General features: G+C 62.3%; 12 protein-coding genes. 5 read left to right on the top strand and 7 right to left on the bottom strand.

What is annotated here, in order from left to right:
- Positions 1 to 112: 112 nt before the first annotated feature.
- Positions 113 to 529, bottom strand: a complete 417-nt coding sequence (locus BB347_RS03915; protein WP_076578199.1) for a MarR family winged helix-turn-helix transcriptional regulator — start codon at positions 527 to 529, stop codon at positions 113 to 115.
- A gap of 158 nt (positions 530 to 687) precedes the next feature.
- Here BB347_RS03915 and BB347_RS03910 point away from each other — a divergent pair, with 158 nt between their 5' ends.
- The gene (locus BB347_RS03910; protein WP_076578201.1) at positions 688 to 1,242 is read left to right on the top strand and encodes a hypothetical protein; all 555 of its coding nucleotides are present in this window, start codon (positions 688 to 690) and stop codon (positions 1,240 to 1,242) included.
- Between the two features lie 178 nt (positions 1,243 to 1,420).
- Here BB347_RS03910 and BB347_RS03905 read toward each other — a convergent pair whose 3' ends face one another.
- Positions 1,421 to 1,873: a PaaI family thioesterase gene (locus BB347_RS03905; RefSeq protein WP_076578202.1), complete on the bottom strand. Its 453-nt coding sequence runs from the start codon at positions 1,871 to 1,873 to the stop codon at positions 1,421 to 1,423.
- 422 nt (positions 1,874 to 2,295) lie between these two features.
- On the bottom strand, positions 2,296 to 3,270 hold the full coding sequence (locus BB347_RS03900; protein WP_076578204.1) for an aldo/keto reductase: 975 nt from the start codon (positions 3,268 to 3,270) through the stop codon (positions 2,296 to 2,298).
- 223 nt (positions 3,271 to 3,493) lie between these two features.
- Between BB347_RS03900 and BB347_RS03895 the strand changes: the two genes are divergently transcribed.
- A complete protein-coding gene (locus BB347_RS03895) occupies positions 3,494 to 3,898 on the top strand; it encodes an SRPBCC family protein (RefSeq protein WP_076578206.1) in 405 nt (134 codons plus the stop codon).
- A gap of 20 nt (positions 3,899 to 3,918) precedes the next feature.
- Here BB347_RS03895 and BB347_RS03890 read toward each other — a convergent pair whose 3' ends face one another.
- On the bottom strand, positions 3,919 to 4,530 hold the full coding sequence (locus BB347_RS03890; protein ID WP_076578208.1) for a flavin reductase family protein: 612 nt from the start codon (positions 4,528 to 4,530) through the stop codon (positions 3,919 to 3,921).
- Between the two features lie 128 nt (positions 4,531 to 4,658).
- Here BB347_RS03890 and BB347_RS03885 point away from each other — a divergent pair, with 128 nt between their 5' ends.
- The 3 genes from BB347_RS03885 to BB347_RS03875 all read left to right on the top strand — a co-directional run bounded on the left by BB347_RS03885 (position 4,659) and on the right by BB347_RS03875 (position 8,070).
- A complete protein-coding gene (locus BB347_RS03885) occupies positions 4,659 to 5,009 on the top strand; it encodes a winged helix-turn-helix transcriptional regulator (protein WP_076578210.1) in 351 nt (116 codons plus the stop codon).
- Positions 5,010 to 5,091: 82 nt separating this feature from the next.
- On the top strand, positions 5,092 to 7,383 hold the full coding sequence (gene purL / locus BB347_RS03880) for a phosphoribosylformylglycinamidine synthase subunit PurL (protein ID WP_076578212.1): 2,292 nt from the start codon (positions 5,092 to 5,094) through the stop codon (positions 7,381 to 7,383).
- A 93-nt stretch (positions 7,384 to 7,476) separates the two neighbouring features.
- The gene (locus BB347_RS03875) at positions 7,477 to 8,070 is read left to right on the top strand and encodes a response regulator transcription factor (protein WP_076578214.1); all 594 of its coding nucleotides are present in this window, start codon (positions 7,477 to 7,479) and stop codon (positions 8,068 to 8,070) included.
- A gap of 39 nt (positions 8,071 to 8,109) precedes the next feature.
- Here the strand turns inward: BB347_RS03875 and BB347_RS03870 are convergent, their stop codons facing one another.
- The 3 genes from BB347_RS03870 to BB347_RS03860 form a co-directional block, all read right to left on the bottom strand.
- Positions 8,110 to 10,095 (bottom strand): sensor histidine kinase, encoded by a 1,986-nt coding sequence (locus BB347_RS03870; protein ID WP_076578219.1) that lies wholly within the window; start codon positions 10,093 to 10,095, stop codon positions 8,110 to 8,112.
- A gap of 214 nt (positions 10,096 to 10,309) precedes the next feature.
- Entirely contained in the window at positions 10,310 to 11,299 is a 990-nt protein-coding gene (locus tag BB347_RS03865; RefSeq protein ID WP_076578221.1) for an ornithine cyclodeaminase family protein, read from the bottom strand.
- Positions 11,300 to 11,341: 42 nt separating this feature from the next.
- Positions 11,342 to 12,583, bottom strand: coding sequence for a GNAT family N-acetyltransferase (locus tag BB347_RS03860; RefSeq protein ID WP_076578223.1), 1,242 nt, complete (start codon positions 12,581 to 12,583; stop codon positions 11,342 to 11,344).
- Positions 12,584 to 12,621: the final 38 nt, after the last annotated feature.

The raw sequence follows: 12,621 nt of genomic DNA, 5'->3' as shown, positions 1-12,621 counted from the left end.
AGCAGGTGACTAACGCTGTCTCGAGTGGGCACAGAAAGCGAGTGGGAGCAAAATCGTGACGTCAGCGGTTTCGAGGGTATCTCCGCTCCTCGAGGCTCTGTCGGAATCGACGTTACCTCTCGTGTGCGGGTCGGGGCGCGTTTTCGTACTTCACCATCTTCTCGGGTTTATCGGAAATCGTTTCGTAGATTCGCTGGAGCGTCTCCTCGGCGGCGAGGAGGTTGTGCGTCTCCAGTAATTCCCGTCCGTCCTCCGTCAGCCCGTAGAATTTCCAGGGATAGCCTTGTTGGCGCTCGTCGTCGGGCAGTGCGACCGCTTTCACGACGCCCGCGTCGACGAGTTTCTGGACGTGTTTGTACACGGTCGCCTCGCTGACGCTCGGATTCAGTTGCTCGAGTTCGTACATCGACGGCAACTGCTCGGGGTGTTGGACGATGTTCGTGAGGAGTGCGAATCGGGTCTCCTGCGTGATGAAGTGCAAGAGTTCGCGCGTTTTTGCCCCCGCCGGCGATCCCACATCGGTACTCATGGATCCACCTACGGCACCGTCGACCAAGTAGTTTACCCTCGAGTAAATTACCCCTGACTAAACTCCGTGTCCACGGGACCCCACACCTCTCGAGAGTTATTTCGGAAATCGGAAACGGTGTAGTAACTCCTTTTGTCGGTCCGGATGAATCACCGGCTATGACCAACGAGTCGCCGCCGGTCCCCGAGGAGGTGCTCACGAGTGCGACGGAGCGACTCGAGGCCGACGACCTCACGCTCGAAGAGAACGAGGAACTCCTCCGCGCGCTGAGCGAACTGACGCCGATCTACGAGCGCGAGCGCTCGTACTTCGTCCTCGGGAACTACGACCCCGAGCAGCGTCGTCGCCTCGAGCGCGTCGTCGACCATTTGAACGGCCGCCCGGACGCCTACGCTTTCGAGATGAGTGACGTTCGCGGAAACTGGGAGAACGGAATCCAGAAGTTTTGCCTGATCGCAGACCTCGTCACCCACATCGTCGGCGTCGCCGAGAAAGAACCGAGTGGTTTCCTCGTCGAGCAGGGGCTCCTCGTCGGCACGGAGGAGTACTTCGAAAAGAGCTACGTCCTCAAGCGGACGTACCCGAACAGCGACGAGAAGTATCCCTACGGCTGGATGGAAGACGGCGTCTTCGAGTTGCTCGCGGCCGACGATCGACTGCACGAGTGGCGAACGGAAGACGAACTGGTCGAGACCGCCGAACAGGTTCCCTGAGTTCGAGTCACGCGAGGCAGATCGCACTCTCATCCCCGTCGACGTCTGATACTGCAAAGAATTCGCCTACGATCGTCGACCGTCGACGATCTTCCCCAGTTTCCCTCTCGGCGAGTAACCACGCCGATCGACGTCCTTCAACCGGTGACATCCGCGGGTTCGGTTCGGCCGGATCGCATCACTGACTCGACTCGGTGCCGATTCGATAGGTCGCCCGACCGGTGGCGACGACGCGATCGTCCTCGGCTGCGCTCTCGACGGTGACCTCCACTACACCGAAAGAGCCGCCGGATCTGACGACCTCGGCGACGGCGGTGAGATCGTCGCTCGCGGGGTGGAGAAACGAGACGTTCATGTCGATCGTCGAGAGTTGCGCTCGCTCGGGATCGTCGCACGTCGTCCAGATGGCGAATCCACCCGAGATATCGATCAGCGTCGAAATGACTCCGCCGCTTATCGCCTTCGACGTTCCCTGGGCCGGATTGAAGTGTTTGCTCTCTGCAGGGAGGCGAACCGTCGCGGACGCGGATCCTAGCGTGTCGATCTGGATTCCGAGCCACGACAGGTAGGCGCTGTGCTCGAGGAATCGTTCGGGAACGTCGGAATCGAGCGTCGCGGATTCAGCGGTCATCTGTCGTATTGATGGCGGCAGGTGCGTTTACTGGCGGTTCGACGGGGGTCGTTCGTTCTGGGGATGAGTGAATCACGGTGATTCCGTCCGCCAATGCACTAACACAAAATTTAAAATTTACCTAGTTGGTGTATGTACCGAATTAGTACGCGCAAGTATTTCTAGATGTATTCTCACATTAATCAAATGGATACAACTAGTACAGGGGGTACAGACAATGGGAGTACTGCCAGCCGAACCGGTACTGGTCGGCTCTTCGGTTCGACGGTCGACGCATCGAGTGATATTACCAGCACACTGCTGGTTTCGACGCGGCGATCGACGCGTCACGACGAACGAGTACGACGAGAAATTAGGCGAAAACGGACCCGGCGTCAATTTCGCGGGCAGCGTCGACCGCAACCGACGACCGAACGGTCGATTCAGTCGTGGCCGGACACCGGGACCGGTTCGTACGGTTCCTCGAGATAGGCCATATCCGACGCCGAGAGCGAAATCTCGAGCGCTTCGACGGCCTGCTCTAAGTGCTCGACGCTCGTGGTTCCGATGATCGGTGCGTCGACCCACTCTTTGTGGAGCAACCACGCGAGAGCGATCTGGGCCATGGTCGCGCCGTTGTCTGCGGCGACTTCGGCGACGCGTTCGTTGATCTCCTGGCCGCCTCCCTCCCGGTAGGGATGGTTGTACATGTGCTCTTCAGTCTCGCCGCGCGTCGTCGCGTCGATCTCTTCGTGCGGGCGCGTGAGGTAGCCACGGGCCAGCGGAGACCACGGCATCACGCCGATGCCCTCGTTCGCACAGAGGGGCAACATCTCGCGTTCTTCCTCCCGATAGACCAGATTGTAGTGATTTTGCATCGTGACGAATCGCTCGAGTCCCTTCAGTTCGCTCGTCGCGAGCGCATCGGCGAACTGGTGGGCCCACATCGACGACGCGCCGATGTAGCGCACCTCACCGCGTCGAACCGCGTCTGTGAGCGTGCGGAGCGTGGTCTCGATCGGCGTGTCGTAGTCCCAACGGTGAATCTGGTAGAGATCGATCGTGTCTACGCCCAGGCGTTCGCGACTGGCCGCGAGTTCCTGTTCGATCGTCTTTCGAGAGAGTCCCTGCGAGTGCGGATCGTCGTCGCGCATCGGGTGGAACACCTTCGTGGCGATGACGGACGACTCGCGATGGCCCTCGAGCGCCTCGCCGAGAATCCGTTCGGACTCGCCGCGCGAGTACATATTCGCCGTGTCGAAAAAGTTGATTCCGAGGTCGATCGCTCGGTCGATGATCTCCTTCCCCTCCTCGTCTTCGAGTACCCATTCGCGCCAGTCGCTCGAGCCAAAGCTCATACAGCCCAGACAGAGTCGACTGACCTCCATTCCGGTCGAACCGAGTGTCGTATACTCCATACGCTCGAGACGAACCCCACCGAAAAAACAGTATGTGCTCAGCGAGCGCGATAACTGGCGGAACCCCTTCCGAAAAACGGTCGACCGTCTCACCTGTTTCGCCGTCTTTGACGGTGGGCCTCGGGTGCTGAGTGTGCTGTCCTCGAGCGATAGCGATCTCTCCTGCACAACTCTCGAGTGAGGCAAATTCACATGGGTCTCGCCCGCGTAGGGGCGCGTAGGGATGACTCGCGTTCGTCCGATACACACCCAAGACGGCCGCCGAATCGAGGTCTCTCACGTGCTCGAGGCACCCGCGGCGGACCCGTGGGAACTGCTCGTCGACACGACCGAGTGGCCGTCGTGGTCGCCGCTGATCTCCGGCGTCGAGTCGAGCGACCGGCGGATTCGAACGGGGACGACCGGCCGCGTCCGGCTCTCGGGCGTCTGGACGTCGTTTCGTATCACGACCTGCGCGGATCGTCGCTGGGCGTGGAAGCTCTCGCGCCTACCGGGCGCGACCCACCGGGTCGACGATCTCGAGCGCGACCGTTGTCGGATCGCGTTCGAACTGCCGGCGTACGCAGTGGGCTCCGTTCCGGTCACGCTTCGCGCGCTCGAGAACCTCGAGGAGTTGCTCGCCGAGTAACTGCGTGACGGCCGGAGCGGTTACGGCGGCCGCTCGAGACCGAATCGATCGTCCGTCCGAGCGTAGAGACTGCCCGCGAGTCGCCCGACGGCGTCGACCTCGGTGACGTCGATTCGGTCCTCGAGTGTGACCGACTCGTCGAGGTGAACGTGACGCACGTCGCCCAGCACGAGCGTCGAACCGCCGACGTCGATGAGGTCACGCAGCGTACACTCGAACGCGATTTTCGCCTCCGCGACGCGGGCCACGTCGACGACGCTCGAATCGGCTCGCGTGATATCGGCGTGGTCGAACTCGCTTTCGTCGGACGGGAGGCTCGCACTGGTTTCGTTCATCGCCACCTCGAGTCCGTCGGTGACGACGTTGATCACGAACTCCTCCGTCTCGCGTACGTTGTGTGGCGTGTCCTTGAGGCCGTCCTCGCCGTCGACTGGCGCGAAGAGCACGACCGGCGGCTCGACCGAGGCCACGGTGAAGAAACTGTAGGGAGCGAGGTTGTCGACACCGTCGGGGCTTCGGGTGCTCACCCAGGCGATCGGTCGCGGCACGACCGCACTCGAGAGCACTCGATAGAGCGAACCCTCGTGGTCGTCCACGTCGATCTCGAGCGTCTCGCGGGAGTCGTCAGTCACGAACGATACCCCCGATCCGAGCGCATTCTGTCGGTGTGGTACTCGGTGGCACTGCTAACATGGTGTTAGTTGGTTTCGATCCGAACTGCTAAAGTGATTCGTCCCATAGCCGTGGCCAGATCGAATAGATGGCGACCCAACAGCCTGCGACGAAGACCGACGAACCGAACGCCTGCCCCGTCATCGAATCGCTCGAGCAGATCGGTTCGAAGTGGCGACTGGCCGTCCTGCACGAACTCCTCTCCGGCGAACAACGCTTCAACGAACTCAAGCGCTCGACGGGTGCAAACGCTCGGACACTCTCTCGCGTCCTCGACGACCTCGGCGAGATGGGCTTCGTCGAACGCAGACTCGAGGAAGACGCTCCGGTAGCGACCTACTACAGTCTCACTGACAAGGGCGAATCGCTCGATCCAGTGTTCGACGAGATCGAATGCTGGGCCGGATCGTGGCTCGACGACGAGCAACTCGAATTGTAGTCGGCCTCTCCGACGACCCGTAGTTATGCACGAATGTGGATATAGAAACCCATTTACTGCCCGACTTCCATCACCGACATGAATGAGTCTTGCCGATTCGGATCGCGAACTCGTCGTCGAGGAACTCGAGCGAGAGCCGACGCCGGCCGAGGCGGCGCTGTTCGAAAACCTCTGGAGTGAACACTGCGCGTATCGCTCCTCGAGACCGCTGCTGTCGGCGTTCGACAGTGAGGGCGAGCAGGTCGTCATCGGACCGGGTGACGACGCGGCGGTTGTCGCGCTGCCGGGAAGCGAAGACGGCGGCCCAGAGGAGGGGTCGACCTACATCACGATGGGCATCGAGAGTCACAACCACCCTTCCTACGTCGACCCGTTCGACGGGGCTGCGACGGGTGTCGGCGGCATCGTCCGAGACACGCTCTCGATGGGTGCGTACCCGATCGCGCTGGCCGACTCGCTGTACTTCGGCGAGTTTGTCGAACCGCGTTCGACTGCCCGCCGATCCGACGATGTCGACCACGAGCACTCGAAGTACCTCTTCGAGGGCGTCGTCGAGGGAATCAGCCACTACGGCAACTGTATCGGCGTGCCGACGGTCGCGGGCAGCGTCGACTTCCACCCCGATTACGAGGGGAACCCGCTCGTCAACGTCGCCTGTATCGGCCTGACGAACGACGATCGACTCGTCACCGCCGAAGCCCAAGAGCCGGGCAACAAACTCGTCCTCGTCGGCAACGGAACCGGTCGCGACGGTCTCGGTGGTGCCAGCTTCGCCAGCGAGGACCTAGCAGAAGACGCCGAAACCGAAGACCGACCCGCGGTTCAAGTCGGTGACCCCTACGCGGAAAAGTTGCTCATCGAAGCCAACGAGCAACTGATCGACGAAAGCCTGATCGAGTCCGCCCGCGACCTCGGTGCCGCCGGACTGGGCGGGGCCTCGAGCGAACTCGTCGCTAAAGGAAATCTCGGCGCATACATCGAACTCGAGCGCGTCCACCAGCGCGAGCCGAACATGAACGCCCTCGAGATTCTCCTCGCCGAGTCCCAGGAACGGATGTGCTACGAGGTCGCACCCGAAAGCGTCGATCGCGTGCGTGAGATCACCGAGCGCTACGATCTGGGCTGTTCGGTCATCGGTGAGGTCACGGACGGCAACTATACGTGTACATTCGAAGGCGAGACCGTCGTCGACGTCGACGCTTATTTCCTGGGCGAGGGCGCACCGATGAACGACCTTCCCAGCGAGGAACCGACCCAGCCGGACACGGACCTTCCCGAGGTCGACCTCGAGGAGGCCTTCGAGGCCGTTCTCTCGAGTCCGAACACGGCCTCGAAGCGGTGGGTCTACCGCCAGTACGACCACGAGGTCGGCGTTCGGACGAGCGTCGGACCGGGCGACGACGCGGCGATCATTGCGATTCGCGAAGCGAGCGCGGAGCGTGGCTCTGCGAATGGGTCGAGTGGCGACGGCCGCGAGACAGGACAGGGTCTTGCGATTTCGTCGGGTGCGGCACCGAACTGGACGAGCGCCGCACCCTACGAGGGGGCGAAAGCGATCGCCCTCGAAAACGCGACGAACATCGCCGCGAAGGGAGCCACGCCCCTCGCAGCCGTCGACTGCCTCAACGGCGGCAACCCGGAGAAACCGGACGTCTACGGCGGCTTCGAGGGGATTGTCGACGGCCTCGCCGACATGTGCGAGACGCTCTCCGCGCCGGTCGTCGGCGGCAACGTCTCGTTGTACAACGACTCCGTCACCGGCCCGATTCCGCCGACGCCGACGCTCGCGATGGTCGGCACCAAGGAGGGATACGACGCGCCGCCGCTCTCGATTTCTCCGGAGACTGACAGCACGCTCGTCCTCGTCGGCGACCTCACGCTCGGCACCGAGGACGACTCTGCAGCCGACGAGGCCCGCCTCGGCGGTTCCGAGTACCTCGCACAGTTCGGCGGAAGCGACGCGTTCCCGACGCTCTTCGACGAGCCAGCGGCCGTGATCGACGCGCTCGCCGACGTCGCGAACGACGCCTCGACGCTCGCCGTCCACGACGTGAGCCACGGCGGTCTCGCCGTTTCGCTGGCCGAAATGGTCACGGACGACGCGGGACTCGAGGTTTCGCTTCCCGTTTCCGACGACGCTGACGATGCAGCTGTCACAGGTACGCTCTTCCACGAGCAACCCGGTCGAGCAGTGATCCAAACGGAGTCGCCAGCAGCCGTCGCCGAGGCGTTCGAGGGCATTGCACCGGTCACCAGGCTCGGTCAGCCGACGGCCGATGGAACGCTCGAGGTCAGCGCTGGCACTCATCAGCTCAGTATCGACGCAGCGGACATCCGCGAGCGACGCGCGACGATTGAACGCGCTCTCGAGTAATGATTTTGGGCCGGTAGACACGTGCACCCGGTATATTGATATTCCCCGGGTACAATTGAAATCACGAACCGAGAAGGTGGAGGATACTGTTTAATGGCCAGAGAACCCCCGTCTGTCCTGATCGTCGAAGACGAGCCTGATCTCGCTGATCTCTACGCGACCTGGCTCGCAGAATCGTGTACCGTCCAAACAGCCTACGACGGGGAGACGGCGCTGAATTCGATCGACGACGGTCTCGATATCGTGCTCCTCGATCGCCGAATGCCCGGGCTCTCTGGCGATACGATTTTGACCACCATTCGAGACCGGAATCTCGATTGTCGGGTCGCAATGGTGACCGCGGTCGAACCCGACTTCGACATCGTCGAAATGGGATTCGACGACTACCTCGTCAAGCCCGTCTCGAAAGACGAGTTGTGTTCGATCGTCGAACAGCTACACCTCCGCTCGAGTTACGACGATCAACTCCAAGAGTTCTTCGCGCTGGCATCGAAAAAAGCCCTCCTGGACGCGGAAAAAACCGAGGTAGAACGAAAGTCGAGTCGCGAGTACGACCGACTGCAGGACCGACTGGCAGTGCTTCGAGTTCAAGTCGACGACACGATGCAGGAACTCCTCGATCAAGATGGCTACCGTCGACTCTGTCAGGATCTCACGCGCGATACCCTGCTCGAAGAAACTTACTGACCGAGCCCGGTAGGCCGTCCGACAACGGCGTCTTCACATTCACGGAGCGAAGTCGGAATCTGACGTCTCCTCGAGTGTCGTTACGTCACTGATCTCGAGTCTCGTCCCCCCATTGATCCCGGTGTCGACGGTGAGCGTCCAGTCGTGTGCTTCGGCGATCGCTCGGACGAGAGCGAGTCCGAGCCCATCCGTGCTCTCACTCATGTCGCGTCGAACGCTCGATTCGCCGGTTGCTGGTCTATCATCGGCATCGTCAGCGTCTGAAAGTGGGTTCGTCCCGCGTCCATCATCGTCGTGTTCGCGCATCGTTGGCTCGAGCACTCGCTCGTCTGCTGGTGGCGGAATCTCGGCTGCATCGTCGAGCAAGAAAAACCCGCGCGTGCGGTCGTCAGTGTCAAATCCGAGGAGTCCGACCTGAATCGTAACGTCGTCGGTCGCTCGCGCGGCTGTGTCGTCGAACGCCGTCTCGAGGAGGCGGACGAACCGGTCGTCGTCGGCCCGAAGCGATGCAGAGCGCTCGACGACGACGCGTTCGCTCTCGAGGCGTGAGCGCTCGAGAGCGTCCGTGATCGCTGACTCGAGGTCGATTCTGGTCCGCGGTCCGACAGCCGATGCATTCCGTGCGAACTCGCGAACGTCGTCGACGAGCCGTTCGGTTCGCTCGAGCGTCGTCTGGACGGTATCCTCCGCGAGTGGAAATTCCCACATTGGGTCGTGGGGCGTCTTCTCTCCCGAGAGGGCGTCGGCGAGCGTCGAGAGTTGTTGTTTGAGATCACTCGAGAGGACGTCTGCGACTGACTCGAGTCGGTCAGTCTGGCGCTCGAGTTCAGCCGTTCGCTCCCGAAGGACGTGCTCGCGCTGGGCGCGCTCGAGTGCGGCAAGGGTGTTCTCGACGAGCGTGGAGACGAGATCGACGTCTGTTTCGTCGAATTGGTGAGCCTCGAACGAACCGGTCATGAGTACACCGTGCGTGCCGATCGGTGCGATGATCTCCGATCGAATCGGCGTGTCGGGATTGTAGAGGTCGTCGACCGTCGTCAAATCGTCGAAGCGCTCGACGGTGCCGGATTCGAACACATCCCAGACGAGCCCCTCTCCGGGAGAGAATCGCGGCAATCCGCCGAATTCGTCGTGTGCACCGGCCGTTCCGGCGACGGGGTCGAGGTAGCCGTGCTCGTCGTCGAGGAGCCACACGCCACTGATCGGGAGATTGAGCAGGTCACTCCCCGCGTGAACGGCGATCGCACAGATCTCTTCTGGGTCGTCCGACTCGAGGAGCCAGCGGGTAATTTCGTGGAGGGACGTGACGACGCGCTCGTACTCGCGTCGGTCGGTGACGTCGCGGATGACGGCTGCGACCGTCGCGACGTCGTCTTCGATCGGGACGAATCGGAACTCGCCAATTCGATCGGTTCCGTCGGCGTCGGTGAACGGTAACTCGAGGTGTCTGTCGACGGCGTTGCCGACGTCGACGTCGGTGATTGCCTGGCCGATCTGAATCGCGTGCTCGTCGTCGATCCCGGCGCGTTTGGTGAGGAACTCGATGTGTTTACCGACGAGATTCGACCGGTCGATGCCGAGAAGCGCCTCGGTTGCGCCGTTGACCGTGACGAGGTTTCGATCGCGATCGAGTGTGAGGACGGCGTCGTGAACGGCCTCGACGACCGCCGCGTGCTGTGCCAGCGTCGTCTCCTGTGTTTTCCGCGCGGTAACGTCTCGCATGTAGACCGACAGTCCGTCCTCGGCGGGATACGCGCGGGCTTCGAACCACGTCTCGAGGTGGGCGTGATAGATCTCGAAGGAGACGGAAACCTGCTCGTCCATCGCCCGGTGGAACCGATCCGGAAACTGCGTTTCGACGGTCGTGGGGAACTCGTCCCACATGACACGTCCGATGAGGTCGACTCGAGATCGTTTGAGGAGGGTCTCCGCTCGCTCGTTTAGATACGTGAAGCGAAAATCCGTATCGAGCGCGAAGAACGCGTCAGTGACCCGATCGAGAAGTGGCACTGATCGTCCCGTCATCGCTCGACACTCCTTTCATTACTCGATAGCACCGGCTCACCCTTCCGTCCCAGCTTCCAACTGGGTTTTGGTTTCGGTAGTCCGAGCTCCCCACCACGGAGCATCGTGACTCGTCCCGTCGCTGTGATCATCGAGAGACTGTTGCTCGATACTTTGGGAGACGCCTATTTGAGTGTCGTGGCCGCGTTTCCGACGCTGGCGCGAGAATCGTCACTCACAACGATTGTGTCGCACCCAAGGCCCGTTTTTCAGCCCGTTCGAAGACGAACGTCGCCGCCCCAGCATCCAACACCGCCGATCCGACGCTCTCGAGGACGAGAATCTCTTCCGACGACGTTCGGCCGGTCCGTCCCACCAATACGTCGCCGAACGGAACGACCTCGAGGTCGTTGTGGCCCCGGAGATCGCCCGTCTCACGCGCTTCGTCGGGAACGTCCGCGAACACGCGAGTGGCGCGTTCGATCGTTCGATCGTCGAGTTCGCGCATCTCGGGTGTGTAGGCACCGACGGCGACGACGAGTGCACCAGGTGCCAGTGCCTCCCCCGGAAACACCGGTTCCGTACTCGTCGTGGTCGTGACGACGACGTCGGCGTCTTCGACGGCTCCCCGTGGACTCGAGGCCGCGTCCGTCCCAGCGCCGAGTTCGGACTCGAGAACTCGCGCGCACTCGAATCGCGAATCGCTCGGGGAGTAGATTCGAATCGACTCGAGTCGGTCGGTACCGACGGCGGCCGCGATGGCTCGCGTTTGCCAGCGAGCCTGCGTCCCGGCACCGATGACGCCCACCTCGAGCGAGCCGGCGGGGGCGAGTTCGCGAGCGGCGAGTCCGCCGATACAGCCCGTTCTGGCGTTCGTGATTCGGTTCCCTGCGAGGTAGGCCACCGGCTGTCCGGTTTCGGCGTCCGTGAGTGCGATCTGTGCGGTGACCGTCGGCAGCTCCCGTTCGGAATTGTCCGGACAGACGGCGACGAGTTTCGTCGCGGCGTAGGGGGCACCGTGGATGTACGCCGGCATACAGAGGCCGGTCCCAGTCGGCTGCTCGGGTGCGTCCGGATTCGTCCCTCTCCCGATCGGATAGTGTGGCCGCTCCGGTCGTTCGACGGCTCCCTCGCGTTGCTTTTCGAACGCCTCGGCGACGACGGGGAGCAACGCCTCGAGGTCGAGGACGGACGACACGTCTGCATCGGAGAGGACGCGAACCATGTCGGAATCTCGTGGCTCGATCACTTCAGTGTGCGCGTCTCCTTAGAACCGATCCCCGAGGTACACGTCGGACGTCGGAAAGAGCCTCGAGAGCGTGTCGACGGAAGCACCCTCGCTCGCTTCGAGTCGCCCCATTCGCTCGAGCGTCGTGGCGGAGTGCGTCCCCACGACCAGTTGGGAAAGTGCCCCGATATCGAGGCTGATATCGGGATCGTCATCGGCGTTCTCGTCACTGTCTGCTCGCCCTGCAATTCGGCTGCACTTCCCCAGTCCCGTTTCCACGCTGAGGGTGAACAGGTCGTCGTTCCAGTCACTCACGGGATCCTCGACGCGGAGTGTGAGGTCGCTTTCACACGCCGGATACGAGAGCGCGCTCAACGCGGCGGCAACGTCGACGATCCGAACCATCGGACCGTCCGCGAGGGTCGTCTCGATTTCGTCGGGGTCCCGAATGATCGCCCGCAGTGGGACGTTCTTGGGAAGACGCAACCGAACACGTTCGACCTGTGAGTCGTGATCGCGACAAAACGACAGGAGCCCACGCAAGGCCTCGAGGTCGGTGAAGACGAGTTCGTCGACGGCCATCGTTCGATCACCGAGATCGCCGTCGATGGTGTAGACGAGATATCCCTCGACCCGGCCGTCTCGTTCGTAGGCGTAGACGAACGGATCGTGGCTGTGGCCACCGAACACGCGGTGTCGCCACCACGTCTCGTCTCGCTCGAGTGAGAGCGCGTACTGCTCGAGGTGGGTTTGGTACGCGGCCTCGAGTCGGTCGTAGTCGTCGGGGCCGCATCGGCTGAGAGTTCCGTCGCCACTTGCTGTCCTTCCCTCCGAAAACGAGAGCACGTCGGGGGCGCACTCGTGGATCAGGACGCCGTTAGCCGTGTCCCAGCCGTAGTGTCGATAGAATCGGTACTGAAACGGCCACAGGACGGAGAATCGAACGTCGTGATCACGATACTCGGCGAGCGATTCCGCGAGCAACTTTGCGACGTGACCGTTGCGCCGATACTCGGGTGGCGCCGCGACCGAGGCGATCCCGGCCGTACGGTGTCGATCGCCGCGCACCCGCGACTCGAGCCAGTAGTGTCGACAGACGCAGCGAGGGGCGGGGTCGGATTCGCCGTCCACGTACAGGCCGCGACGGGAGCCGAGGGTGTCTCGCGGACTCTCGTGTTCGTCTGGATCGTACGCGGGAACACCCTCCTCCGGTCTGAACGCGTAACTACGGTAGTCGTGAAAGAGCTCTCGTTCGTCCGGAATGGGACGATAGTCGGCCATGTGATCAACGTGGAGCGACCGTAAAAACAGTGTACCGG

The sequence above is a fragment of the Natronorubrum daqingense genome, assembly GCF_001971705.1.
Taxonomy (GTDB): Archaea; Halobacteriota; Halobacteria; order Halobacteriales; family Natrialbaceae; genus Natronorubrum; species Natronorubrum daqingense.
The sequence above is the reverse complement of the archived record's forward strand: the minus strand, read 5'-3'. Positions and strand labels throughout refer to the sequence as shown.

Bases quoted from the DNA above. Each gene is read 5' to 3' on its own strand.
- purL (WP_076578212.1), top strand. From the start codon at position 5,092: ATGAGTCTTGCCGATTCGGATCGCGAACTCGTCGTCGAGGAACTCGAG.
- BB347_RS03870 (WP_076578219.1), bottom strand. From the start codon at position 10,095: ATGACGGGACGATCAGTGCCACTTCTCGATCGGGTCACTGACGCGTTC.
- BB347_RS03895 (WP_076578206.1), top strand. From the start codon at position 3,494: ATGACTCGCGTTCGTCCGATACACACCCAAGACGGCCGCCGAATCGAG.
- BB347_RS03905 (WP_076578202.1), bottom strand. From the start codon at position 1,873: ATGACCGCTGAATCCGCGACGCTCGATTCCGACGTTCCCGAACGATTC.
- BB347_RS03900 (WP_076578204.1), bottom strand. From the start codon at position 3,270: ATGGAGTATACGACACTCGGTTCGACCGGAATGGAGGTCAGTCGACTC.
- BB347_RS03865 (WP_076578221.1), bottom strand. From the start codon at position 11,299: ATGGTTCGCGTCCTCTCCGATGCAGACGTGTCGTCCGTCCTCGACCTC.
- BB347_RS03885 (WP_076578210.1), top strand. From the start codon at position 4,659: ATGGCGACCCAACAGCCTGCGACGAAGACCGACGAACCGAACGCCTGC.
- BB347_RS03915 (WP_076578199.1), bottom strand. From the start codon at position 529: ATGAGTACCGATGTGGGATCGCCGGCGGGGGCAAAAACGCGCGAACTC.
- BB347_RS03910 (WP_076578201.1), top strand. From the start codon at position 688: ATGACCAACGAGTCGCCGCCGGTCCCCGAGGAGGTGCTCACGAGTGCG.
- BB347_RS03875 (WP_076578214.1), top strand. From the start codon at position 7,477: ATGGCCAGAGAACCCCCGTCTGTCCTGATCGTCGAAGACGAGCCTGAT.
- BB347_RS03860 (WP_076578223.1), bottom strand. From the start codon at position 12,583: ATGGCCGACTATCGTCCCATTCCGGACGAACGAGAGCTCTTTCACGAC.